The sequence below is a fragment of the Rhodococcus sp. 14-2470-1b genome (assembly GCF_002259415.1).
Classification (GTDB): domain Bacteria; phylum Actinomycetota; class Actinomycetes; order Mycobacteriales; family Mycobacteriaceae; genus Rhodococcoides.
In genome coordinates this window covers 145223-168424 of the sequence record NZ_NPFY01000019.1, presented here as the reverse complement: position 1 = coordinate 168424, position 23202 = coordinate 145223, and the positions used below count along the sequence as shown (strand labels likewise).

The window sequence follows — 23202 nt, the reverse complement described above, 5'->3', positions numbered from 1 at the left end:
AACGCAGCACCTGCTCCACCGATTCCTGCGAGGACGACGAGTGTGCTCATCCCCGGTCCAGCGCGGCGAGGACCTGGGTCACGAGGTCGTCGATGTCGGCGCCGGTGGTGTCGATGGTCAGGTCGGGCGACGACGGCGGCTCGTAGGGTGCGTCGATCCCGGTGAGTCCCTCGAGCTCGCCGGCGCGGGCACGCTTGTACAAGCCCTTGGGGTCGCGGCGCTCGCATTCTTCCAGCGGCGTGCTGACGGCGACCTCGACGAAGGTGAGACCTGCAGCGTCGTTGAGGGCGCGCGCGACGGCCCGATCGGATTCGAGAGGCGAGACGAGGGATGCGATGGCCACGACGCCTGCGTCGGCGAGCAGCCTCGTCAGATGCCCGACGCGTCGGATGTTCTCGGCTCGGTCGCCCGGGGTGAATCCGAGGTCGTCGGACAATCCGTGCCGGACGTTGTCACCGTCGAGAAGATATGCAGCGCGGCCCGATTCGACGAGCGCACGCTCCAAAGCGACGGCGACGGTCGATTTGCCCGACGCCGGCAACCCGGTGAACCACACCGTCGCTCCGTGTTGACCGGTGGACGACCACCGGTGGGCGCGGTCGAGAGCCGACGGGTGCCATTTGATGTCGTTGCGGGTCTGTTCGCCGGGTTTGACCTCGCGGGCCTCGGAGATCGTGCCTGCGCCGACGGTGTCGTTCGACGTCTCGTCGATGAGGATGAAGGCACCGGCGTCGCGGTTGTCCGTGTACGGGTCGGCGAGGATCACCGAGGACGTTCGCAGTGTCACGGTGCCGATGTCGTTGAGCGTCAGTTCGACCGGTTGATCCTGCTCGTCGAGAGTTTCGGGATCGAGCCTGGAGTGCAGTGCCTGCACGGTCGCACGCACGGTCGACGCCGTGTGCTTGAGCGCGACACGATCACCGGCGCGCAGCGGGGTGTCGCCGAACCAGCAGACGGTTGCCTCGATCTCGCGGGCGAGGACCGGAACGTGTGCGGCCTCGACGCCGCTGACGACGACGTCGCCGCGACCGATGTCGATGTCGTCGGCGAGGGAGATGGACACCGAGAGCGGTGCCACCGCGGTGGCGCGGTTGTCATCGAGTGTGTCGAGCGCGGTGACGGTACTGCGAGATCCGGATGGCAGTGTCACCACGGCGTCGCCGACCTGCAGCGTTCCGGCGGACAGGCGACCGGTGTAGCGTCGCCGCTCGTTCGCCGTGGGTCGCGACGCCCATTGGATGGGCAGGCGCAGTTCCTCCGGACGTGTTGCAGGAGCGACGAGTTCGACGGTTTCGAGGTACTCGAGCAAGGTGGGGCCGGTGTACCACGGGGTGTTGGTCGATCGGTGGACGACGTTGTCGCCGTCCTTGGCCGCGAGTGGGATCACCGTCAGATCGGTGGCGCCGAGACGGCCGGCGAGCGTGTGCAGCTCGGCTTCGACGTCGCGGAACTTGTCTTCCGCATAGTCGATCAGATCGATCTTGTTGACGGCGGCGACCAGGTGCCGGACGCCCAGCAGCGACGAGATCCGTGCGTGCCGTCTGGTCTGCCGCAGTACGCCTGCCCGGGCGTCGACGAGGAGAACGGCGACGTGAGCGGTCGATGCGCCGGTGAACATGTTGCGGGTGTACCGCTCGTGACCCGGTGTGTCGGCGAGGATGTAGCTGCGGTTCTCGGTGGAGAAGAACCGGTAGGCGACGTCGATGGTGATGCCTTGTTCCTGTTCGGCGCGCAATCCGTCGGACAGGGCCGCCAGGTCGGGGACACCGTCGTCGCGCGTCACTGCTTCGAGGTGATCGAGGGGCAGGCTGTCGGTGTCGAACATGAGCCGGCCGATGAGCGTGCTCTTGCCGTCGTCGACCGAGCCCGCGGTTGCCAGTCGCAGTAGTTGCCGTGTCATCAGAAGTACCCCTCGCGCTTGCGATCTTCCATCGCGGCCACCGAAGTCCGGTCGTCGGCGCGCGTCTCTCCCCGTTCGGATACCGTCGCGGCCGAGATCTCCCCGATCACTCCGGCGATGTCGGTTGCATGGCTACGGACGGCGCCGGTGATGGTGAGATCACCGACGGTGCGGTATCGAACCCATTCCGTCGCGGCCTGTTCGGTCTCGGCCGGAGATGTGAATTCCGATGTGGCGAGCAGAATTCCGTCTCTGGCGAACACCTCGCGCTCGTGCGCGAAGTAGATCGACGGGAGCTCGAGGCCTTCGAGTTCGATGTACCGCCAGATGTCGAGTTCGGTCCAGTTGCTGAGCGGAAACACGCGCACCTGCTCGCCGCGTCTGATTCGGCCGTTGTACAGCGACCACGGCTCGGGCCGCTGCGCACGAGGATCCCACTGCCCGAATGCATCTCGAAAACTCAGTACGCGCTCCTTGGCACGTGCCCGTTCCTCGTCGCGTCGCGCACCGCCGAAGGCGGCATCGAACCGGCCCGCCTCGAGGGCGTCGAGCAGCGTTCTGGTCTGCAGTCGGTTCCGCGAGCCGTTGGGGCCACCGATCTCGCTCGCACGCCCGGAGTCGATGGATTCCTGCACGGAGGCGACGATCAGTCTGTGTCCCGCCGTTTCGAGCCTGCGATCGCGGAACTCGATGACCTCGGGGAAGTTGTGCCCGGTGTCCACGTGCATCACCGGGAACGGAAGCGGTGACGGACGAAATGCTTTCTCCGCCAACCGAAGGAGAACGATCGAATCCTTACCCGCCGAGAACAGGAGAACGGGACGTTCGAGTTCGGCCACCACCTCGCGGATGATGTGCACGGCCTCGGCTTCGAGAACACGGAGCTCGTCCACGTGAGTGACGTCGGGGGTCACCTCGTCGGTGGTCGTCATACTGAAATCCTTTCTGCGCGGTAACGCTCGATCCAGTCGTTCGACCTGTCGTTGCCCTGCCGCTGCAGGGCGGGAGGCGGCGCCAACTCCGGATCGAGCCCCAAGGCGACGAGCACCCTGGCGACCTGTCCGGTCGTGTCCGATGCCAGCTCGTGGTAGTCGATTTCGAGGGGTTCGACACCGGCCTCGCCGAACCATCGCGCCCACTGCCGCTCCTGATCCTCCAGAATGGCGTGGAGATGAGCGATGCCGTCGGCGTTGTACTCGGCGCGAGCGTCCACCTCCGGGTCGGCACGGCCACGCCACACCTGGGTCTGCACGGCACGCCACATCGACACCGCCTGCGCCACAGTGTCTTTCCGTGCGACATGCACCAGCAGAACGTCCGGGCCCAGTACGTCCTCTATGGCGGTCTTCAGGTCGCCGGCGTCCGGATCGTCGGCCTGCCGGCCTGCCAATCCGTCGGCCCATGCGGTGAGCAGCGGCGTCTGGTTCCACATGAGCTTGCCGCCCCACACTCCGTTCGGGGTGCGCCCGGCGTCGAGAATTCGGGCGCGCCACTCCTGCGGCGTCTCCATCGACGGTGTTCCGGGCTTCCACGGCGCGAGCAATCGAAGGATGTTCTCGTCGTCGACGCCGGCGAACCACTCACGCGGCTGAGGCGCCAGCGACGTACTCGGGAGGTACTGGAAGAACTCCTGTGGTTCGCCCGCCTGCCCGGTTGTACGAAGCGATTCGACGAGCAGGGTGCTTCCGCTTCGCTGTGACGCGAGGACGAGGTACGAACGCGGCTGATCGCTCATGCCGGGAATAGTAGCCACAACCGAAATACTGTGCACAACAGGGTTTTCGATCCTACTGCGTCAAACCATTGCCAAACCGAACTCAGTGTGCAGCGGTACCGTCCTGCGTGCCCTCCGCTATTCCGCGCTCGGACGACAGCGGAGATCGCGACGGTAGTTTCAGGCCTTTCGTGACGAGGTAGTCGTGGGTGTAGCGGTCGGAAATGCGCGACCCGACGAAGTCCGACGGAATCACGTCTCGCGTGGTTTCACGCCACGTGTGCAACCTCAGAGCCAGGTCCTCGGCGATGGCACGGTACTCAGTGTCCTCGTGCAGATTCACTGTCTCCCCCGGGTCGCTCCGCAGATCGTAGAGCTCGTTGCGTGCACGCGGTGAACGCACCGATTCGGCCACGGCCTGGCCCGACGGGCTCTCCTCGATGTCCCACGGCAGATCGAGTTCGGGACGTTCGGCGTAGTTCTCGATGTAGCTGAAATCCTTCGTCCGCACGGCGCGGATGGGATCGAAGGAGTCGTGGTACGTCTTCGAGGTGAACACCTCGTCGCGCACCGGCGCGCGGCCCGAGGCGAGATTGTCTGCGTGCGAGAGCCCTTCCACCTCGTCGGGCACGGGTGCACCCAAGAGGTCGAGCAGGGTGGGCACCAGGTCGACGCCGCTGAAGAGGTCGTCGTAGACCCGGGGCGCCAGGCCGCGATCGGTCGGCGGCCTGACGATCAACGCAATCCCCGTCCCCGCCTCGTACAGGGTCGACTTCGCTCGGGGAAACGCCGGACCGTGATCGGTCATGAACACGACCCACGTCGAACGGTCGAGATCGGTCTCCGCGAGCGTGTCCAGCAACTCCCCCACCGCGGCGTCGGCGACGGTGATCGATCCGTGGAATTCGGCGAGGTCCTCGCGGACCTCCGGCGTGTCCGGCAGGTAGTCGGGAAGCTCCACGGCATCGGCGTCGTCCGGGGTGTACCGCTCGGCGGGGTACGGACGGTGTGTCTCGAAGAATCCTGCGGTCAGGAGGAACGGCTCGGTGCGATCCTCGCGCAACCAGGCGTCGGCCTTCTCCACGACGTATTCGCAGTACGAGTTGGAGACGTCGTAGGAATCGAAGCCCAGCCGGGACGGAAACGAGGACTCGTGTTGCATGCCGAACAGGGCCGTCTGCCAACCGCATTCGGCGAGCAGCGAGGGCAACGTCTGCACCCCCGGGCGATACTCCCACCCGTGGTGGGCCAATCCGACCAGTCCGTTGCTGTGCGGATAGCGGCCGGTGAAGAGCGATCCCCGCGACGGTGAGCACAGCGGCGCCGTCGCGTGCGCGTGGGTGAAGAGAAAGCCTTCTGCGGCAAGCGCGTCGACTCGCGGGCTCGATACCGAACGGTGCCCGTACGCGCCGAGATGCCGCCCCAGATCGTGCCAGTGGATCAGCAGGACGTTCTCTTTCGTCATTCCTATTGCCTAGCACATGTCCGAACCTCACTCAGGGGCACAGGTGGCAGCATGGTGAGCATGAGCGGTGGATGCTGTGCGCCCGATCGCAACGAATCGAGTAGGCGTCGGGACCTTCCCGGGCGCGGCGCGGACCCGGGCACCCTGGTCGACGTGCCCGGTGGAACGTTTCTGATGGGGTCGGAGGATCCCCTGGCGTATCCGGCCGATCTGGAGGGTCCGGTCCGCCGCGTTCAGGTCGCGTCGTTCTCGATCGCGCCGACGACGGTCACCGTCGCCGAGTTCGACGCGTTCGTGTCCGCGACCGGATACGTCACCGACGCCGAGCAGTTCGGTGATTCCCTCGTCTTCGCCGGATCGCTCCCCGCCGAGGACTCGTCGCCCGCGGTCACCGCGACGCCGTGGTTCAACGTCGTCTCGGGGGCGTCGTGGCGGCGGCCGTCGGGCCCGGCGTCGTCGATCACCCCCGCGGCCGATCACCCCGTCACCCACGTGTCCCGGCGCGACGCCGACGCGTACTGCGCGTGGGTCGGGGCGTCGTTGCCCAGCGAGGAGCAGTGGGAGTACGCGGCGCGCGGCGGGTTGGAGCAGCAACCGTTCCCCTGGGGGGCGGACGAATCGCTCGACCGGATGAACACGTGGCGCGGTGAGTTCCCCGGCGAGCACGTCGACACGGTGTTCACCGCACCCGTCCGGTCGTTCGAGCCGAACGGCTACGGCCTCTACAACACCACCGGCAACGTCTGGGAATGGACCACCGGAACGTTCGACGCCGCCCGCCGCGACACCCGGGCCGTCATCCGCGGTGGGTCGCACCTGTGCCACGCCAGTTATTGCCGGCGATACCGAACCTCGGCGCGATCGGGCGTCACCGAGGACACCTCCAGCAGCCACATCGGATTCAGGCTCAGCCGGTGAAGACTTTCTCGAAGGTGTTCGAGAACGGCATGGCCTCGTAAGGCGGGAAGATCGGGATCCGCGTGTAACCGCTCTTCTCGTACAGGCGCACGGCGTCGGGCTGGCGGTCGCCGGTCTGCAGGATCAGGCGCGGCAGTCCGAGCTCGCGGGCCGCGTGCTCCGATGCGGTGAGCAAGGCCGTGGACACTCCGGTTCCGCGGTGATCCGGATGGACGAACATGCGCTTGAGTTCCAGGTCACCGGCGTTCCATCGGACGGCCGCGTGCCCGACGGGTGTGTCTCCCGCGTAGACGACGATGGTGCGGTGCACGGTGTCCGGGTCGACGGCATTCGCCTGCGTGCGGGCCAGGTCCGCGGCCCTATCGGCGTACCGCGGCCCGACCTCCGCGGCCATCGCCGCGCGCAAGGCTTCGGCATCGGTGTGGTCCCACGGGACCTCCTCGATCCGGAGGGCCACTGCCACCAGGTCGTTCTCGACGTTCACGCCGAAAAGTCCATCACCGCGGGCCGTTGCACGTCAACGGTTTCGATCACACAGATCCTCTCGATTTCGATCACCTCGAGCGAATATCTTCCCAAGTGCGCATCGAGAAGTTTCCATGGACCGACGTCGGGACTTACCCGTCTTACCCAACATGCCGGGGAGAGAATGACTGTCGAAGACACCGTGGTGCTGCACATCTCCGACACGGGTACGCCCTCCCTGGAGGGCCTGTCCAGGGCGCAACTGCACGCGCTCGCGGATGCGCTGCGCCGAACCACCGAAACGTTCGCCCCGAACGCACGCATCCTGACGAGATTCGACGTTCGGTTCAACGACCGCAACTCGCCACTGGTGATCGATCTACCTGCACGAGACGTCGTCGTCGGCGGACAGAGTGTGTCGTTCAGTCACACCGAGTTCGAGATCTTCTCCCACCTCGTGCGCAACCCTCGGGTCGTCGTCGGACGCGACGAACTGACCCGCAGCGGGCTGGGCCGCAGTGTGGACGTTCATCTTTCGAGAGTGCGTACCAAGCTCGGATCGTTCGGTCGGCTCGTGACCACGGTGCGCGGTACCGGATACCGATTCGATCCGGAACCAGGCGTGCGCGTGGTGACCGAACCCACATCACTACGCAGTGCGTGAACACGGCTGTCAGCGGCCGATCCACGTGCTTGACGATGTGTTCTGGGGCGACGGTGTTCCTGGGTGCACACAAATCGGCTCAGCAGGGTACATCCGATCCGGCCGTGACGAAGCGGTCGGTGTGCAATCAGAAGCATTCACGAGGATCGTGCGAACGAGCGTGCCGTGTGATCGACCAGCACTCTGCCTGGACCCAAGCACTCGAATGAAAGACCCTGCAGTTTCGGAGAACTCGGCCTCGTCGACCGAGGTCCGGACGCTGTTCACTGCATGCCGGTGCCCGAGCGTGGTCCGCCGTCGAACGAGAAACCGCCCTTCGAATCACGGTGATTCTTCCTCGCACGGCCTCGACCAGCGCCGACAGCACACGATTTCCCAATTCTGTTTCGAAGTCGGCATCGCAGGAGAAGTATCAGCAGTCGGAAAGTTCACCAGACCACAGAGGAGCGAAGAACCCATGAGCGACAACATCTACCGTGTCACCGAGATCGTCGGAACCTCCACCGAGAGCACGGACGACGCCATCCGAAAGGCGATCGCACGCGCGAACACCACCCTCCACAACCTCGACTGGTTCGAGGTCCTCGAAACCCGCGGTCACATCGAAAATGGATCGATCGCTCACTTCCAGGTGACGATCAAGGTCGGGTTCAAACTGGAGTGAGGTGCAGCGTCCTCACCACCCGCGCCGGGCATGCTCGGCGTGGGTGCGCAGGTACGCCCCCGGGGCGAAGTGAGTGTCGTAGAAATCCAGGTCGATGTTCTGGGCCTGCAGATACATCAGCACGTGGACGGTGGGCACGGTCGGCGAGGGCGGCCCGTCACGCGCCGGTGATCGTCAGCCTCGCCATGACGGTTCCTCCTCGTGGACGACAAATGATGCGGCACCGACACGTTCGAGAACGAAATCGGCGACGATGGCAGCGGTTCGACGATGCCCGGTCTCGTTCAACACGTCGTGCCTGGCGCCCGCGATCTCGCGGAGTTCGAGTTCACGAGCTCGTCCCGCCCAGGTCCGGACGTTGTCGATCGGCGACACCGTGTCGGCGTCGCCGTGCACTGCGAGCGTCGGCACCCGCACCGATGCCAGGTCGAGGTCGAACCTGTCCCACGCCCTCTGCAGCTCGGTGCCCAACAGCCGACCCGAATCTGCACTGACGAATGCGAGGGGGTCGTTGATCAACGCGTCGAGGTAGAACGGGTCGGCCGACAGTTCACTCGGATCGAGATCGAATCGAGCGTTGTCGGGGTCCAACCACGGGATGGGAGCCAGCGTCGCACCGGAGATCACAGCGGCGACGTAGCGATCCGGCTCGTCCAGGACCGACAGCGTCGCGACAACCGAACCGAGCGAGTGCCCGATCACGACGGCAGGCACGTCGGGCACACTCACCCTGGCCAGCGAGGTGAGAGTGCCCGCGTCCGATTGCAGATCACGCAGCGACCCGAAGTCCCCGCGGTCCCCCGACGACAGCCCGTGGCCGATCAGATCCAACGCCCACACGTCGATACCGTCGGCGCTGAGAGAATCCGCGAACCGGTGATAGAGACCGGAATGTTCTCCGTAGCCGTGGAGGAACACTACGTTCGCGCGCGGCACCTCCGCGGCCCAGTGCCTGTAGTAGATCGGTCCCCGCGCCCCGTCGAAGAATGGCATCCTCGAAGTCCACCACCAGCGCAGAACCTCGTCAATGGTTCGAATCGGGCACGTTCGTAATTCCGGTGTGTCAGCGCGAGCCGAGGTGGTACTCGCCGTACGTGGTGAGCCCCGCGAACATGGTCGATCCGAACCCGATCAGGGCCGGTCTGGTGGACAGGCGAGCTCAGACAGCAATTTCCTCTTGCGCATTGGTCTTCGCCTCCTCCGAGATCTTGTCCGCCGATTCGTTCTCGCGGTCCTGCAGGTACGCCTTCAGTGAGAATGCGAAGCACCCCACCCAGGCCACGACGATGGTGACGTACGCAGTGGCCTGGACTGCGCCGCTGAGCTCGAACCAACCACTCCGGAACAGGCTCCGCGTGTTGGTGAGCACGATGATGCCGCCCACCGAAGCCCCCAACAAACGAGGCGGAACGTGACGGACCAGCCACGCCGCGAGAGGAGCCGCGACAACGCCACCGGCAAGGATCGCCAAGACCCAGCCGATGTTGATTCCCTGCGAGCCGAGGCTGAACAGGAAGCCCAGGCTCGCGGCGAGCGCGATCACGAACTCGCTCGTGTCGATCGAGCCGATGACCTTCCGAGGCTCGAGCCGTCCGCTGGCGAGAATGGCCGGGGTTCCCACGGGGCCCCACCCGCCTCCGCCGGTGGCGTCGACGAAGCCCGCGAGCAACCCGAGCGGCGCCAGGAACCGCTTGCGCAGCGGCTTTCCGAGATTTCCCCGAGGAATCCCCTGGACGGTGAACCTGATCAGGATGTACAACCCCAGGCCCAGAAGGATCAACGCCATGACGGGTGCTGCGGCTTCGGTGGACAGGTTGGACAGAACCGTCGCTCCGACGAATGCACCCACTGCACCGGGCAGGGCGATCCGCCGAACGACCGTCCAGTCGACGTTACCGAACTTCCAGTGCGACAGACCGGAGATGAACGTGGTTCCGATCTCCGCCAAGTGCACGGTGGCCGATGCGGCCGCGGGATTGGTGCCGATGGCGAGCAGAAGCGTCGTCGTCGTGACGCCGTACGCCATACCGAGAGCGCCGTCGACGAGTTGGGCCGCAAGCCCCACGATGCCGATAAGAATGATTGTTTTCACTGCGTGTGCTCCATGAGTCGAGTGAATAATGTTCGGGTGCAGGTCAGATCGACCCACAACACCTCGGCAACAGCGCGTTCGACATCCGCCCATGCAACCCATCGACGCGTATTACGTCAAGGGTTGAAATCACCCTGGATTTCGGCGAATTCGTTGGATCCGATGACCATCGCTGTATTACTTGCTCGAACCGTCGATCTACAGTGACTTCATGACTCCTGTAGTGCGAAGACCGGGTCGAGACGAATCCGAGGCGATCGCTCGGATGCACACTGAGGCCTGGCGCACTACATACGGAGGGTCGGTTCCCGACACCTACCTCGACGAGGGTTCGATCACACGGCGAACTCAGCACTGGCGGACAGTACTCGAACCGAAGGAAGAGGGCCAGGATGTTGCAGTTGCAGTGGAGGATTCCGGCATCATCGGGATTGCACACTGCGGCCTCGAAGACGGCCGACGCAAGCTGTTTGCACTCTACGTTCTGGAAGCGTTCCACGGCACCGGCGTCGGGCAGCTACTGCTCGATGCTGTATTGACCGACGAACCGACCGAACTCTGGGTCGCCCAGACGAACCGACGTGCCATGAAGTTCTATCGACGCAACGGCTTCGAGCCCGACGGTGCAGCCCAGGACCTCCTTGGGATCGACGGTTACGTCACCATCCGGATGGTGCGCTGAGCACCGCTGTGTCGGTGGCATGTGGTAGCAGCCCCACCTACGAAATCGATTGCCCCGCAGCATTACAACCCTTGCACGCGGTTGGGTGTCACGGTATATTCGAACATACGTTCCCATGAGCCGGGGGGTTCACCGTATGCCACGCACCGCACCACGCAGCACATTCGCCCGATGCGCAGGACCACAACCACAACCCACCATCGACCCCACCCTGCTGACCCAACTTGCCGACGCAGCACGTGAGGAAAACCAAGCCTGCGCCCGCAAAATCGCACTTGCCGCGCAGATCTGGGACTCCTGCATAAACCAGACCGTCCAGATCGGCGACTTCATCACCGACGCCGGAAACTACGCCGCCTCCGAAACAGCCGCGACCCTCGGCTGCTCCAAAACCGTCGCCGACACCCTCGCCGAGATCGGCATGGACCTACGCCTGCGCCTACCCGCCATCGCCGCCGCATTCGCCGACGGCGACATCGACGTCGCACGCATCCGCGCCATCTACCGCACCACCGCCGGCCTCACCGCAGACGCCGCCCACCGCATCGAAACCGAAACCCTCACCGCAGCCCGACACCTCTCCCCGGGCCCCCTCGCCACTGAAATCAACGCCATCATCACTCGAACCGCACCCGACGAAGCCGCAGCCAACCGCAAAGACGTCACCGACAAACTCACCTCACTGCGCTACCGCGACAAAGACCTCATCGCCACACTCGAAGCCAACCTCCCCGCAGCCCAAGCCGCCGCCTGCTGGCAACTGATCACCGAAATGGCCGCCACCCTCTGCCCCCGCGACCCACGCACCCGGAGTCAACGCCTCGCCGCAGCATTCGTCGCACTCATCCACCGCGACACCCACCTCACCTGCACCTGCACACCCGACGACGACAAACCCTGCACCGCCAACCCCCAACTCCCCGACCGCCGCACCCCACTGACCAGCATCACCATCGACGTCGACACCCTCCTCGGACTCCGCGACCTCCCCGCCTACCTCGCAGGCCACGGCATCATCGACCCTGAATACGCCCGAGAACTGGCAGCCAACAGTCACTTCAACATCATCCTCACCGACGCCACAAACCTCGCCGACCGCACAGGCATCACCACTGCCCCGGCACAACCACGACCGACGCACATCAGTTTCAACCCACTCGGCCGCGGTCGACGTCGCAGCGGACTCGCACTCCCCACTCCATCCACACCGCCGACCCCAACACCTCGACAGTGCAACGAAAACTACAGCGGCACCTATCAACTCATCGATGCACTCGAAGCCGCCATCAAAACCAACCCCGCACTCGCCGTCCCGCTCTACCCCGACGGCCACGGCGGACTCACCCCCCCACCACCCGGCGCACTGACCTACCGACCCGGCACCGCGCTCGCAGACCTCGTCCGACACCGCGACCGCACCTGCCGCCACCCCGGATGCGACGTCCCCGCAGCCGGCTGCGAGATCGACCACGTCATCGCCTTCGACCACCACAACCCCACCCGCGGCGGCTGGACCATCCTCACCAACCTCCACTGCCTCTGCAGGTACCACCACTCCCTCAAAACCATGGGCGCCTGGACACCCACCATGCTCGCCGGAGCCGCCGAATACTGGAAGTCGACTTCCGGCACCACCGCAGTCACCCTCCCCGGAAACACCACCGGCCGAACCGACCTGGCCCCGAGCTCACTCCTACCCCACATACCGAAGAAACGACGACAACCCCACCACCGCACCGACAAACCCGAATCCGATCTCGAAGACACCACCGCCCCGCCGTCCTACGCAGAGGACACCGATGACCCCGCACCGTTCTGACAGGCGCAGCACAGTCGTCGAGAAACAAACCTGTGCGGACTACTGCACTGTGGTGGAATGGCAGGGTGACCCGTCCGGATTCCTCGGTGTCGATTCCGCCTGTGGTGCGGCGCCACGCAGGCAGCTCCGAGATAGAGCCGGTCTGGCTGAACGAGTTAGGTGGACTGACCTTCCGTGCCGGACAGGTGTTCGTGAAATGGTGTCGACTGGACGTGCAGATCGACCTTACTGTCGAGGCCGACAAGTTACGCTGGGTTTCTGCCTACACTCGGGTTCCGGAAGTTGTCGACGCCGGTTCCGACTCCGACGCGCAGTGGCTGGTGACCGTAGCACTACCGGGGACAAACGCAGTCGACGATGCCTGGACGGCGAATCCCACCGTCGCTGCCCGCTCCATCGGCACCGGTCTACGCGCGTTCCATGACGCAGTGCCTCGCGCCACGTGCCCCTACGACTGGTCGATCGAATCCCGAGTCGAGTCCGCCGAAAAGCTGGGGTTGAATCCGTCCGTCGGTACAGCACCTCCAGTAGACCCGGTGGTGTGTCACGGCGACGCGTGCGCACCGAACACGCTGCTGGACAACGACGGCAACTGGTTCGCCCACGTCGACCTGGGTTCTCTGGGTGTCGCCGACCGATGGGCTGATCTGGCGCCTGCAATCATGAGCACGGAGTGGAACTACGGCCATCGGTTCACCAGCGAAGTTCTGGACGGCTACGGCATCGAACTGGACCGCCGGAAACTGGATTTCTACTGCCGACTCTGGGACGAGACATGAATGCGGGGAGAACATGAGAAACGATCTCAGCAGCGTTGTCGATCACGTGTCCGGCCAGAATCCCGGCCACACGGTGAGAGTGGCCGTCGACGGGATCACTGCATCGGGAAAGACCACTACTGCGGCCGCACTCGTCTCTGCTCTTCGCGATCGAGGACGTCCTGTGATCGCGTTGTCCATGGACGGTTTTCACCACCCTCGAGTCCACAGGCATCGACGGGGACGACTCTCCCCAGACGGGTATTACTTGGACGCCTACGACTTCGATGCGTTGATCGAGCACGTACTGATGCCGCTCGGGCCGAATGGTTCGGGGTACTACCGGGAAGCAGTCATAGACCTTGCGACGGATACACCGTTGGAGGCGCCCAGGTCGAAGGCCCCGTCACAGGCAGTACTCGTCGTCGACGGCACTTTTCTACAGCGACCGGGGCCGAACTTGCATTGGGACAGCACTGTGTTCGTGGACACCGATTTCGACACCGCCCGTGCCCGCGGCATTACTCGCGACGCAGAATCGTTCGGCGGCGCCGACGCGGCGGGACAAGCGTTCGACCTGCGTTACCACGCGGCCTGCCGTCGTTACCTCGACGAAGTCGATCCGAAATCGGCGAGCGACTTCGTCGTGCACAACAACACGTAATCTGGAAGCTCCGGCGCTGGAACCGAGCACACCGAGGAACGAGAGCCGCCGATCAGCTGGTCGCAATTCAGCCGTGAACCGACAAGTCGACTGCAGCCTGCGCACAGCCGACTCCGCACGCGGTGTGACTGTCGAACCATCGCAGGTCGAACAAGCGCCTCAGCCAGGTCATCACTGCAACCTAGACCGATGGACGCCGCTGCGGGACCCTTCGAATCACGATGATTCTTACCCAACGCGGTGACACCCTGCGCGGGATCCGAGCCGACCGTCTCGAGCTTGCTCCTAAAAGCGCGCGAGAGGAGGGAGTTCGAGATTCTCCCTGAATGTGCCGCCGAGATAGTCATTTCCGACGATCCCGCGGCGTCGAAGCTCCGGCAGCAATCCGTTCTCGACGAAATCGCGTGTGCGTGGATCACCGAGACCGCCGAGACTGATCACGTCGAGGACCCCGGCGTCGTACCGTTGCGCAATTGCGTCGGCCAGTTGTTCGGGTGTCCCGGACTCGGCCCAGTGCCCGGTGTCCTTCGACGCGATGATCAACTCGCGCAGCGTTCTTCCCTCCGACGCGAGTTTGGCGAAGATCTCCACCCGTCCACGACGGCGGTTGACTGTTCTCGGGTCGGGGAGCAACTCGACCGGGACCGGCTTGTCCAGTGGAAGCTTTGAAAGATCGATGCCACCGCCGAGCATATCCTCCAAACGTGCACGTCCAGCAACGAAGTCCAGAGTGTCGATAGAGTCCTGAACCCGTTGCCGAGCCTCTGCTTCCGTCGCGCCGTATGTTGCGTGGAACGAACTGAAGATCAACGGAAGTTCGTCACCGCGCCCCAACTCGGCAGCGCGGGCTCGGATGGTCTTGGTGTAGGTGATGGCATCCTCGAGGGTCGACAACGACGTGAACACGACTTCGGCGAAACGAGCGCCGAGTTCGATTCCTCCCGCCGACTGTCCGGCCTGGAATTGAACCGGCCTGCCCTGAGGCAGCGACGGAATGTTCAGCGGCCCTTGGACGGTGTAGTACGTGCCGCGATACTCGATGGGTCGCACCAACGACGCATCCAACACCGCGCCGTCGGAACCCGGCACCAGCGCGCCCGGCTTCCAGCTGTCGAAGAGTGCGTTCACCACTTCGAGCGACTCGGTGGCACGTGCGTACCGTTCTTCGGGACTCGGCAGGTCCTGATCTCCGTAGTTCTCCTCACCCAGCGAGGACGTCACCGCGTTCCAGGCGGCGCGTCCGTTACTGACGTGATCCAGCGTCCCGAACAGTCGGGCCAGGTTGTACGGGTGATGGAACGTCGTGGTCACGGTCGCGATCAACCCGATGTCCGTGGTCACACCCGCCAGCGCCGCAAGGTAGATCAGTGGCTCCTGGGCCCCGATCGCCCCCTGTGCACCGAAACTCAACAGGTCCGCGGCGAACAACGCGTCGATCTTGTTGTTCTCGGCGATCTTCGCGATCTCGATCGACGACGCGAGGGTGGACCGCGTCGGGTCGACCGCGGCGTCGTACACGTCGAGGCCGCCGCTGACCCCGGTGACCGTCTTGAGTGTTCGACGTCTGCTCATCGGGTCAACACCATGGACATCTGCACCTCACCAACGAACGAGAACGAACAGGAAAGCCGCCGTGGACACAGCACACGCGGCAGAGCAACACACAAGTTTAAGGAGCACCGACGGCCCTGAACAGAAATAGAATCAGCGTGATTCTGCGTTGACTCTTCAATGCGACTCCCGCAACAATCAGGCGGTACTACCAGGGTCGACGGAGGCACCAGAACTATGAGCACCACCCCCGCGCACCGTATTGCGATCGTCGGTGCGGGACCGCGCGGTACCGGTGTCCTCGAGCGACTGCTCGCCCATCTCGACGCGACGCCGGAGCGCCGCGTCACCGTTGACGTCTTCGATCCGTTTCCTGCCGGCGCCGGCCGCATCTGGCGAGGCTCGCAACCGCCGCTGCTGTGGATGAACTCGGTCGCCGCCGACGTCACGATGTTCACCGACGACACCACCGTGGTCGCCGGGCCGGTCTCGACCGGCCCGACCCTCGCCGAGTGGGTCGAGACCAACCTCGAATCCCTCCGCGACGACCCGGCGCTCACCGCCGAGCTCGCCGATTTCACACCCAGGTCGTTCGCGTCGCGGACACTGCAGAGCCGCTACCTCGAGTGGGTCTTCGCAAGAGCCGTGACGGACGCTCCCGTGGATGTCACGGTGCACCGCAGGACCGTCGTCGACCTCGTCGACGCCGAGCCCGGGCAGCGCCTGATTCTCGACGACGGTTCGGTGGTCGAGGTCGATGTCGTGCTGTTGTCCCAGGGCCATCCGGACGCCTTGCCGTCGTCCGCCGAGAAGTATCTGCACACGTTCGCCGACACCCACGGACTGACGTACGTCGGGCCCGGGTACACGGCCGACCTGGATCCGGACGTCGTCCCGGAGTCGGAACCCATCCTCGTGGCAGGTCTGGGGCTCGCGTTCGTCGACTGGATGGTGTTGCTGGCCGAAAGCCGCGGTGGAACGTTCTCGCGGCTACCGGACGGAACTTTGACCTACCGGCCGTCGGGCCGTGAGCCGACAATCTATGCAGGCTCGCGCCGCGGCGTGCCGTACCACTCGAAGATCGGCTACGACATCGCCGCCGCCCGGCCACCGCTCCCGAAGTACTTCACCGCCGACGGCTTCCCCGGGGACGGGTTTCTCGACTTCCGGCGCGACGTGTGGCCGACCGCAGCGAAAGAGCTTGCCGGCGCTCACTATCACGAGCTGTTCGCCTCGCACGCCGACCGCACCACCGGCACGTGGCAGGATTTCGAGATCGAGTTCGACGCTGTCGCCTGGGGTTCCAAGGAGTCGGCAGCCCTGGTCGAGCGGTTCGTACCCAAAGACGACGACCGTATCGATCTCGCTCTGATCGATCGCCCTCTCACCGGTGAGACGTACGACAGCGTCGACGACGCCACCGCGCGCATCATCGGATACATCGAATCGGACCTGGCCCGACGCGCCGATCATCACTACAGTAGCGACGCAGCGGTGTTCAACGCGCTGCTGTCGGTGTACATGACCACGGGAGAATTGCTGAGACGCGGTCGAATTCCTGCCGAGTCGGTAGCGCAGGACATCGAAGGGTGGCTGCACTCGTTCTTCAGTTTCATCGCCAGCGGCCCTCCTCCACAACGTCTCGAACAGCTGCGCGCGCTCGCGTCGAGCGGGATCGTTCGGTTCCTCGGCCCCGACACCACGTTCAGTGCCGATACCAACGCCGGCGTGTTCACGGCTCGGAGCGCGTCACACGACGACACCGTCACCGCGCGAACGCTCGTCGACGCCAGACTTCCCGTCGCGTCCATCCGATCCAGCGGGGACGCACTGCTTCGCTCCCTGCACGAACGTGGACAGATGGTGGAGGTGCGCGCCAACGAACGCAGTGCCGCCAAGATCTCCGTCGACGGACGGTCCCGAATCCTGCACTCCGACGGCAGCGTTCACCCCGCTCGATTCGCGGTCGGTCCTTGGGTCGCGGGTCACACCTGGTCCTCTGCCTTCCCGCGACCTCGGACCAACGCCGGATTCTTCCGCCACAACGATGCGCTCGCCGAAGAACTTCTCGCGTCGAACGCCGACGAATCACGCTGATCCATACTTATATTCACGGGAACGTAAACTGTTGTCAGGGCTTAACTGTGCATGTTGGCTGAGCGGATGCGCACATTCCTGACAGGCCGAAGATCGACCCGCAGGGCAACGGTCGCCCTCACCTCGTTTGTTCTCGCGGTCGGAATGGCCGCCGGCTGCGCGAGCAGCGACACTCCGGAGAACGCACTTGCGTCGGATGCGGCACTTCCGACCGAGATCCCGGCCGGCACCACGCTTGTCATCGCCGACCAGTCCGAGTTCCAGCAATCCGTCCTCCGCGCCTCGGGTGAGCTGGACAAGCTGCCGTTCGAGTACGAGTTCGCGAACTTCGTCGGTGGCCCGGCCATTCTCGAAGCGTTCCGGGCAGGCGCAGCCGATACTGCGAGAGTGGGCGACACCCCACCGATCCAAGCGCTCATCGCCGGCCAGGACGTCCCGATCATCCACGCCACTCAATCCGAGCCGAACAACACTCGGTTGGCCGTAGCTGCGGATCGGGATATCACGACACTGGCCGATCTGAAGGGCAAGAAGGTCGCCTACGCCGAGGGCACCGCGCAGCAGGCCATCGTGTTGCGCGCACTCGCCAAGGCCGATCTGAGCACCGACGACGTCGAACTGGTCCGTCTGCAACTCTCGGAGTTTCCCGACGCCATCAGAACCGGACAGGTGGACGTCGCTCCGTTGAACGAGCCGAACCTGACTCGTTTTCTGAACAATCCGGGGACCACACTGATCGACACGTCGGAGTCCGGGGGCACGTCCACGGGCCTGTCCTACCTCTACGCCCGTCGTGAGGCCATTCAGGATCCCGCCAAAGCCGCTGCGCTGCAGGCATACATCGCCAGCTTCACGCGTGCCGTCCAGTGGGCCAACGAGCATCCCGACGAGTGGCTGCAGAAGTACTACGTCGAGGGGCAGGGGTTGACGCCCGAGGACGGCCGGCGCATCGTCGACTCGCTCGGCGCGTACGCATTTCCCAAGTTGGACAGTCTCGTGGAGCAGCAGCAGTCGACCATCGATGTCATCGACGACGCCGGTGAGCTACCCAAGTCCGTTCAGGCCTCGGACGGATTCGACCTCCGGTTCGGCGACGTCGGCGCCCGCACCGTCGAAGAAGTCGGCGGATCGTTCACCAGGAGTGAGAGCTGATGGCAATCGCAACCCCGGTAGGAGACAAGAGAAAATCCAGGACCACCAGTACCTCGAAGAACACGGGTACATCGAAGAACACGGCGTCGTCGACGGTTCTACGACCCCGGAAGATCGCGCGTCGCAGGCTGGGGCCTGGTAAGGCCATTCCGTACGGTCTCGCGATCGGTCCGCTCATCCTGGTCGTGGCATGGATAGCCTCCTCGGCGGCAGGGATACTCGATCCTCAGACCCTGCCCGCACCGCTGACCATCGTCGAGGCCGCGCGAGACCTGATCGACGACGGTCGACTCCAGAGCAACCTGCTCACGTCGCTGCAGCGGGCAGTGATCTCGCTCGTTCTCGGTGTGGCGATCGGTGTCGTACTCGCACTCGTGTCGGGTCTGTCGAGGCTCGGAGAATCGATCATCGACGGCCCGGTCCAGATCAAACGAGCGATCCCGACGCTTGCGCTCATTCCTCTGTTCATCGTGTGGTTCGGCATCGGCGAGTCGATGAAGATCATCGTCATCACCACCAGCGTGCTGATCCCGGTCTACATCAACACCCATGCACAGTTGCGCAGTGTCGACAATCGTTACGTCGAGCTCGCCGAGACGGTCGGTCTGTCCAGGTGGCAGTTCGTCCGGCGAATCGCCCTCCCGGGCGCGTTGCCCGGCTTCTTCACCGGACTTCGCATGGCCGTGACCATTTCGTGGCTCGCCCTCGTCGTCGTCGAGCAGGTCAACGCCACCAGCGGCATCGGTTACCTGATGACCCAGGCGCGAACGTACGGACAGATCGACATCATCGTCGTCGGCCTGGTTGTCTACGCGATCTTCGGACTCGTGGGCGACTTCCTGGTCAGGCGAGTGGAAAGGAAAGCATTGTCATGGCGCCGGACACTGGGCGGGTAGGAACGGGCGGGGATCAGGCCGGTCGGGTGGTGAGTGCGAGGTCGTTGAGCCGGGGGTTCGGTGATCGGGTGGTGCTCGATGCCATCGATCTCGATATCGCACGCGGTGAGTTCGTGGCGCTGCTGGGACGCAGTGGGTCCGGCAAGAGCACGTTGCTCCGGGCGCTGGCGGAGTTGGACTACGACGTGCTCGGTTCGGGTGAACTCCAGGTGCCGGCGAATCGGTCCGTGGTGTTCCAGGATTCACGCCTGCTTCCCTGGTCCCGAGTGCTGGACAACGTGATCCTCGGTCTTCCCGGCCGCGATGCGGCGGAGCGAGGTCAGGCAGCGTTGGCCGAAGTCGGGTTGGCCGGCCGCGAGAAGGCTTGGCCCAAGGAGCTTTCCGGTGGCGAGCAGCAGCGCGTTGCACTGGCGCGTTCGTTGGTGCGTGAGCCCGAACTCCTGTTGGCGGACGAGCCGTTCGGTGCCCTCGATGCACTCACTCGAATCCGCATGCACGCTCTGTTGCGCGAGTTGTGCGCCACGCACACGCCTGCAGTTCTGTTCATCACCCACGACGTCGACGAGGCTCTTCTGCTCGCAGATCGTGTACTCGTCCTTCAGGACGGTCGCATCGTCTCCGACAGGACAGTCGAACTCGACACGCCCCGTACACACAGTGATCCGAGGTTCACCGCTCAGCGTGAAGATCTGCTGACCGCGTTGGGCGCTTTCGAGAAAGTGACGGCATGACAAGGCAATTGCACTTCAACGCTTTTCTGATGACGACCGGGCATCACGAGTCGTCCTGGCGTCTACCTCAGTCCGACCCGCTCGCCGGTGTCGACATCAAGCATTACCAGCGGCTCGCGCAGATCGCGGAACGAGGGAAGTTCGATTCGATCTTCTTCGCCGACAGCCCCCAGCTCGTCGCCGACGTCGGTCGTCGGCCGTCGGGATATCTGGAACCTCTTCAGATCCTGACCGCGGTGTCGACGGTCACCGAGCGAATCGGACTCGTGGCCACCGCGACGACGAGTTACAACGAGCCGTACAACCTGGCCCGAGCGTTCGCGTCGCTCGACCACATCTCCGGTGGCCGCGCGGGATGGAACATCGTCACCACAGCGGGGCTCGATGCGGCCCAGAACTTCAATCTCGACGCGTTACCGGCGCACGGCGATCGGTATGCCCGAGCAGCCGAGTTCGTCGATGTCGCCCAGAAACTCTGGGACAGTTGGGACGACGACGCCGTCCTCGCGGACAAGGATGCCGGAGTGTGGGGTGACAACGACCGGGTTCGCACCGTCGACCATCGAGGTGACTACTTCACCGTGCGCGGCCCGTTGAACGTTCCGCGTCCGGTACAGGGATATCCGCTTCTGGTTCAGGCGGGTTCGTCCGACGACGGCAAGGTCCTCGCGTCGAAGTACGCCGAAGCGGTGTTCACCGCGCAGCAGACCATCGAGGACGCGAGGGCGTTCTACTCGGACCTCAAAGCGCGCACCATCGCCGTAGGCCGGGACCCGGACCACATCAAGATTCTGCCCGGCATCGTTCCGGTGATCGGTTCCACCGAGGCCGAGGCTCGCGCGCTCGACGCCGAACTGGACCGCCTCATCGTTCCGGAATACGCACTGCTGCAGCTCGCGAAAACGTTGAAGGTGGATCCGTCGGTGCTGTCGCTCGACGAGCAGCTACCGGAGAATCTGTTGGCGGAAGACGACATCGAGGAAGCCAAGAGTCGCTACACGCTGATCGTCGAGCTTGCGCGACGGGAGTCGCTCACCGTGCGCGAACTCATCGGCAGACTCGGCGGCGGGCGTGGACACCACACGTTCACCGGCACGCCCGAGCAAGTCGCCGACGCCATCGAAGAATGGTTCCTCGGCGGTGCAGCCGACGGCTTCAACATCATGCCGCCGGCATTGCCGTCGGGACTGGAGATCTTCGTCGACGAAGTAGTGCCCATTCTGCGGGCCCGTGGGCTGTTCCGCAGCGAGTACACCGGGACCACATTGCGCGAGCACTACGGTCTTCCGCGTCCGGCCAACCGGTTCACAGCGGTACCCGTGTAGCGCTACGCACCGATCTCGATCAGCAGAACGCCGCCGATGATCAGGGCGATACCTGCGCCCATGACCCAGGTCAACGGTTCTCGGAACAGGTAGCGGCCGGCGATGGCCGTCAAGGCCACGCCGCTCGCTGCCCACACGCCGTAGGCGACACCGACAGCCATCCCGGCCGACAGTGTCAGGGCCAGCAGCGTGAACGCGGCTCCGTACCCTGCGACGACGGGGACGAGCCACCACTTCTTGCGTCCTCCCTCGGATGCTCGCAAGGACAGCGTGGCCATGACCTCGGTGACGATTGCTCCGGCGAGTAACAACCACATCAGGCGTGCGCCCTGCCCGCGCCGAATTCCACCAACACCACTCCCCGACGACCAGCACGATGCCGGCCAGCATCGTCGGCGTCAGCGGTTCCCCGAACACCGCGGTACCCAGTACGGCGGTCAACGCGATTCCCGACGCAGCCCAGATCCCGTAGGTCTTCCCGATGGGCGAGCCCATCCGCAGGATCAGCGACAGCAGTACGAACGATGCGCCGTACCCTCCCACCACGACGCCGTACCAGACCGGCGTGTTCAGCGCAGCTTTCAACGACAGCGATGCCGCTACTTCCGACACGATGGCCGACGCCAGCAGCGCCCAGTATCTGTTGCTCACCGTTCGACGAACCATCGGCGATCGAGATTGATTCCACACCTCACACAGGAGTTACGGGATCAACACGAACTTCCCGCGCGGGTGTTCGGCTTTCAATTCCTCGTGTGCCGTGGCCGCCTCCGCGAGAGGGAACGTCTTGGCGACTGTCACGATGAAATCGCCTGCACCGGCCGAGTTCACCAGGTCGAGCCGAGCTGCCTTGCGGCGCTTCGCACTCTCCGGGTTGCCACCGCCCACGGAGGGGAACCCTTCCTCGGCCGCGCGTTCGAATGCGGCGATCGTGACGATGCGATCCTTGTCCGAGACGAGAGCGAGCGAGACGTCCACGGCCTCGTCGGTACCGACCGTGTCGATCGCGACATCGATTCCGTCGGGAGCCAGTTCCTGCACCCGCTCCAGCAATCCGTCACCGTACTCGACGGGCTCGGCGCTCAGCTCACGCAGTGCGTCGTGGTTGACGGGCCGAGCGGTACCGATGACCCGCGCCCCGCGCGCTTTCGCTTGCTGAACGACGATCGACCCGACACCTCCCGCTGCGCCGTGTACCAGCACCGTGTCGCCCTCGGCGACCTTCGTGACCTCGAGGGCGTCGTACGACGTCCCGGCAACGACGAGCAGTCCTGCTGCGGCCTCCCAGCCGAGCGACGCAGGCTTGGGAAGCACAGCATCTGCCGGAACCAGCAGCTTCTCCGCGTACGCTCCCTTCGCCCCGGAGACGATGACCTCGTCGCCGACGGAGATCTGCCCGCCCGGACCACTGGTCGAATTGCCAACGGCGACAACGACACCGCTGGCCTCACTTCCGAGATGAAGTGGGAGAGTGGAGGGGTCCGAGCCGAACGCTCCGCTGTAGAGCTTGTAGTCGATCGGGTTCACGCCGATGGCCTTGACCTCGATCGAGACCTGGCCGGCCGCCGGGGCGGCCAAGGCCTCGTCGACGATGCGCACCACCTCGGGTCCACCGAATGCCGTTGCTACCGCTACTCGTGTCATT

23 protein-coding genes and 1 pseudogene are annotated in these 23202 nt (G+C 64.6%); 12 read left to right on the top strand and 12 right to left on the bottom strand.

Annotation, left to right across the window (positions count from 1 at the left end; genetic code table 11):
• Positions 1 to 46 precede the first annotated feature (46 nt).
• The 4 genes from cysC to CH293_RS15070 form a co-directional block, all read right to left on the bottom strand.
• Complete coding sequence (cysC, locus tag CH293_RS15085; RefSeq protein ID WP_094720673.1) at positions 47 to 1900, bottom strand: adenylyl-sulfate kinase; 1854 nt, start codon at positions 1898 to 1900, stop codon at positions 47 to 49.
• Positions 1900 to 2832, bottom strand: a complete 933-nt coding sequence (gene cysD, locus CH293_RS15080; protein WP_019663258.1) for a sulfate adenylyltransferase subunit CysD — start codon at positions 2830 to 2832, stop codon at positions 1900 to 1902. The genes cysC and cysD overlap by 1 nt, the downstream gene beginning before the upstream one ends.
• Complete coding sequence (locus tag CH293_RS15075; protein WP_176460017.1) at positions 2829 to 3635, bottom strand: Stf0 family sulfotransferase; 807 nt, start codon at positions 3633 to 3635, stop codon at positions 2829 to 2831. Before CH293_RS15075 ends, cysD begins: the two co-directional genes overlap by 4 nt.
• 82 nt (positions 3636 to 3717) lie before the next feature.
• Positions 3718 to 5079, bottom strand: coding sequence for a sulfatase (locus CH293_RS15070; protein WP_094720671.1), 1362 nt, complete (start codon positions 5077 to 5079; stop codon positions 3718 to 3720).
• A gap of 51 nt (positions 5080 to 5130) precedes the next feature.
• Between CH293_RS15070 and CH293_RS15065 the strand changes: the two genes are divergently transcribed.
• Positions 5131 to 5997 carry a formylglycine-generating enzyme family protein gene (locus CH293_RS15065; RefSeq protein WP_255122868.1) on the top strand — a complete coding sequence of 289 codons (867 nt, stop codon included), beginning with the start codon at positions 5131 to 5133 and terminating at the stop codon, positions 5995 to 5997.
• Here CH293_RS15065 and CH293_RS15060 read toward each other — a convergent pair.
• Positions 5987 to 6481 carry a GNAT family N-acetyltransferase gene (locus tag CH293_RS15060; protein WP_094720670.1) on the bottom strand — a complete coding sequence of 165 codons (495 nt, stop codon included), beginning with the start codon at positions 6479 to 6481 and terminating at the stop codon, positions 5987 to 5989. The genes CH293_RS15065 and CH293_RS15060 overlap by 11 nt on opposite strands.
• A gap of 165 nt (positions 6482 to 6646) precedes the next feature.
• Here CH293_RS15060 and CH293_RS15050 point away from each other — a divergent pair, with 165 nt between their 5' ends.
• Together CH293_RS15050 and CH293_RS15040 are read left to right on the top strand one after the other, a co-directional pair.
• A complete protein-coding gene (locus tag CH293_RS15050; protein WP_094720669.1) occupies positions 6647 to 7126 on the top strand; it encodes a winged helix-turn-helix domain-containing protein in 480 nt (159 codons plus the stop codon).
• A 457-nt stretch (positions 7127 to 7583) separates the two neighbouring features.
• A complete protein-coding gene (locus CH293_RS15040) occupies positions 7584 to 7790 on the top strand; it encodes a dodecin (protein ID WP_037107647.1) in 207 nt (68 codons plus the stop codon).
• Positions 7791 to 7802: 12 nt separating this feature from the next.
• Here the strand turns inward: CH293_RS15040 and CH293_RS28585 are convergent, their stop codons facing one another.
• From CH293_RS28585 to CH293_RS15025, 3 genes are all read right to left on the bottom strand, one after another.
• Entirely contained in the window at positions 7803 to 7928 is a 126-nt protein-coding gene (locus tag CH293_RS28585) for a hypothetical protein (RefSeq protein WP_255122867.1), read from the bottom strand.
• Between the two features lie 36 nt (positions 7929 to 7964).
• Positions 7965 to 8783: an alpha/beta fold hydrolase gene (locus CH293_RS15030; protein WP_094720667.1), complete on the bottom strand. Its 819-nt coding sequence runs from the start codon at positions 8781 to 8783 to the stop codon at positions 7965 to 7967.
• Positions 8784 to 8949: 166 nt separating this feature from the next.
• Positions 8950 to 9882 (bottom strand): sulfite exporter TauE/SafE family protein, encoded by a 933-nt coding sequence (locus CH293_RS15025; protein ID WP_037107605.1) that lies wholly within the window; start codon positions 9880 to 9882, stop codon positions 8950 to 8952.
• Positions 9883 to 10093: 211 nt separating this feature from the next.
• Here CH293_RS15025 and CH293_RS15020 point away from each other — a divergent pair, with 211 nt between their 5' ends.
• The 4 genes from CH293_RS15020 (at position 10094) to CH293_RS15005 (ending at position 13805) form a co-directional block, all read left to right on the top strand.
• Positions 10094 to 10564 (top strand): GNAT family N-acetyltransferase, encoded by a 471-nt coding sequence (locus CH293_RS15020; protein WP_037107609.1) that lies wholly within the window; start codon positions 10094 to 10096, stop codon positions 10562 to 10564.
• A gap of 136 nt (positions 10565 to 10700) precedes the next feature.
• Positions 10701 to 12383, top strand: a complete 1683-nt coding sequence (locus tag CH293_RS15015; RefSeq protein ID WP_094720666.1) for an HNH endonuclease signature motif containing protein — start codon at positions 10701 to 10703, stop codon at positions 12381 to 12383.
• Positions 12384 to 12448: 65 nt separating this feature from the next.
• On the top strand, positions 12449 to 13162 hold the full coding sequence (locus CH293_RS15010) for an aminoglycoside 3'-phosphotransferase (RefSeq protein WP_094720773.1): 714 nt from the start codon (positions 12449 to 12451) through the stop codon (positions 13160 to 13162).
• A gap of 13 nt (positions 13163 to 13175) precedes the next feature.
• Positions 13176 to 13805 (top strand): hypothetical protein, encoded by a 630-nt coding sequence (locus CH293_RS15005; protein ID WP_094720665.1) that lies wholly within the window; start codon positions 13176 to 13178, stop codon positions 13803 to 13805.
• 285 nt (positions 13806 to 14090) lie between these two features.
• Here the strand turns inward: CH293_RS15005 and CH293_RS15000 are convergent, their stop codons facing one another.
• A complete protein-coding gene (locus tag CH293_RS15000; RefSeq protein ID WP_094720664.1) occupies positions 14091 to 15377 on the bottom strand; it encodes an NtaA/DmoA family FMN-dependent monooxygenase in 1287 nt (428 codons plus the stop codon).
• Positions 15378 to 15593: 216 nt separating this feature from the next.
• Between CH293_RS15000 and CH293_RS14995 the strand changes: the two genes are divergently transcribed.
• The 5 genes from CH293_RS14995 to CH293_RS14975 all read left to right on the top strand — a co-directional run bounded on the left by CH293_RS14995 (position 15594) and on the right by CH293_RS14975 (position 21557).
• Entirely contained in the window at positions 15594 to 17453 is a 1860-nt protein-coding gene (locus tag CH293_RS14995; protein WP_094720663.1) for an FAD/NAD(P)-binding domain-containing protein, read from the top strand.
• A 66-nt stretch (positions 17454 to 17519) separates the two neighbouring features.
• Positions 17520 to 18605 carry an ABC transporter substrate-binding protein gene (locus CH293_RS14990; RefSeq protein WP_255122866.1) on the top strand — a complete coding sequence of 362 codons (1086 nt, stop codon included), beginning with the start codon at positions 17520 to 17522 and terminating at the stop codon, positions 18603 to 18605.
• On the top strand, positions 18605 to 19501 hold the full coding sequence (locus CH293_RS14985; protein ID WP_094720662.1) for an ABC transporter permease: 897 nt from the start codon (positions 18605 to 18607) through the stop codon (positions 19499 to 19501). The genes CH293_RS14990 and CH293_RS14985 overlap by 1 nt, the downstream gene beginning before the upstream one ends.
• Complete coding sequence (locus tag CH293_RS14980) at positions 19477 to 20232, top strand: ABC transporter ATP-binding protein (RefSeq protein ID WP_255122865.1); 756 nt, start codon at positions 19477 to 19479, stop codon at positions 20230 to 20232. The genes CH293_RS14985 and CH293_RS14980 overlap by 25 nt, the downstream gene beginning before the upstream one ends.
• Positions 20229 to 21557, top strand: a complete 1329-nt coding sequence (locus CH293_RS14975) for an LLM class flavin-dependent oxidoreductase (RefSeq protein ID WP_094720660.1) — start codon at positions 20229 to 20231, stop codon at positions 21555 to 21557. The genes CH293_RS14980 and CH293_RS14975 overlap by 4 nt, the downstream gene beginning before the upstream one ends.
• Positions 21558 to 21559: 2 nt before the next feature.
• Here the strand turns inward: CH293_RS14975 and CH293_RS14970 are convergent, their stop codons facing one another.
• The 3 genes and pseudogenes from CH293_RS14970 to CH293_RS14960 all read right to left on the bottom strand — a co-directional run bounded on the left by CH293_RS14970 (position 21560) and on the right by CH293_RS14960 (position 23201).
• Positions 21560 to 21874, bottom strand: a complete 315-nt coding sequence (locus CH293_RS14970) for a multidrug efflux SMR transporter (protein WP_019663223.1) — start codon at positions 21872 to 21874, stop codon at positions 21560 to 21562.
• Between the two features lie 109 nt (positions 21875 to 21983).
• A pseudogene (locus CH293_RS14965) lies at positions 21984 to 22223 on the bottom strand (multidrug efflux SMR transporter); the annotation flags it as partial.
• A gap of 36 nt (positions 22224 to 22259) precedes the next feature.
• The gene (locus CH293_RS14960; protein ID WP_176460016.1) at positions 22260 to 23201 is read right to left on the bottom strand and encodes an NADP-dependent oxidoreductase; all 942 of its coding nucleotides are present in this window, start codon (positions 23199 to 23201) and stop codon (positions 22260 to 22262) included.
• Position 23202: the final 1 nt, after the last annotated feature.

Excerpts from the sequence above, each read along its gene's own strand:
- cysC (WP_094720673.1), bottom strand. The coding sequence starts at position 1,900 with ATGACACGGCAACTACTGCGACTGGCAACCGCGGGCTCGGTCGACGAC.
- cysD (WP_019663258.1), bottom strand. The coding sequence starts at position 2,832 with ATGACGACCACCGACGAGGTGACCCCCGACGTCACTCACGTGGACGAG.
- CH293_RS15075 (WP_176460017.1), bottom strand. The coding sequence starts at position 3,635 with ATGAGCGATCAGCCGCGTTCGTACCTCGTCCTCGCGTCACAGCGAAGC.
- CH293_RS15070 (WP_094720671.1), bottom strand. The coding sequence starts at position 5,079 with ATGACGAAAGAGAACGTCCTGCTGATCCACTGGCACGATCTGGGGCGG.
- CH293_RS15065 (WP_255122868.1), top strand. The coding sequence starts at position 5,131 with ATGGTGAGCATGAGCGGTGGATGCTGTGCGCCCGATCGCAACGAATCG.
- CH293_RS15050 (WP_094720669.1), top strand. The coding sequence starts at position 6,647 with ATGACTGTCGAAGACACCGTGGTGCTGCACATCTCCGACACGGGTACG.
- CH293_RS15040 (WP_037107647.1), top strand. The coding sequence starts at position 7,584 with ATGAGCGACAACATCTACCGTGTCACCGAGATCGTCGGAACCTCCACC.
- CH293_RS15030 (WP_094720667.1), bottom strand. The coding sequence starts at position 8,783 with ATGCCATTCTTCGACGGGGCGCGGGGACCGATCTACTACAGGCACTGG.
- CH293_RS15020 (WP_037107609.1), top strand. The coding sequence starts at position 10,094 with ATGACTCCTGTAGTGCGAAGACCGGGTCGAGACGAATCCGAGGCGATC.
- CH293_RS15015 (WP_094720666.1), top strand. The coding sequence starts at position 10,701 with ATGCCACGCACCGCACCACGCAGCACATTCGCCCGATGCGCAGGACCA.
- CH293_RS15005 (WP_094720665.1), top strand. The coding sequence starts at position 13,176 with ATGAGAAACGATCTCAGCAGCGTTGTCGATCACGTGTCCGGCCAGAAT.
- CH293_RS15000 (WP_094720664.1), bottom strand. The coding sequence starts at position 15,377 with ATGAGCAGACGTCGAACACTCAAGACGGTCACCGGGGTCAGCGGCGGC.
- CH293_RS14995 (WP_094720663.1), top strand. The coding sequence starts at position 15,594 with ATGAGCACCACCCCCGCGCACCGTATTGCGATCGTCGGTGCGGGACCG.
- CH293_RS14990 (WP_255122866.1), top strand. The coding sequence starts at position 17,520 with ATGCGCACATTCCTGACAGGCCGAAGATCGACCCGCAGGGCAACGGTC.
- CH293_RS14985 (WP_094720662.1), top strand. The coding sequence starts at position 18,605 with ATGGCAATCGCAACCCCGGTAGGAGACAAGAGAAAATCCAGGACCACC.
- CH293_RS14980 (WP_255122865.1), top strand. The coding sequence starts at position 19,477 with ATGGCGCCGGACACTGGGCGGGTAGGAACGGGCGGGGATCAGGCCGGT.
- CH293_RS14975 (WP_094720660.1), top strand. The coding sequence starts at position 20,229 with ATGACAAGGCAATTGCACTTCAACGCTTTTCTGATGACGACCGGGCAT.
- CH293_RS14970 (WP_019663223.1), bottom strand. The coding sequence starts at position 21,874 with ATGTGGTTGTTACTCGCCGGAGCAATCGTCACCGAGGTCATGGCCACG.
- CH293_RS14960 (WP_176460016.1), bottom strand. The coding sequence starts at position 23,201 with ATGACACGAGTAGCGGTAGCAACGGCATTCGGTGGACCCGAGGTGGTG.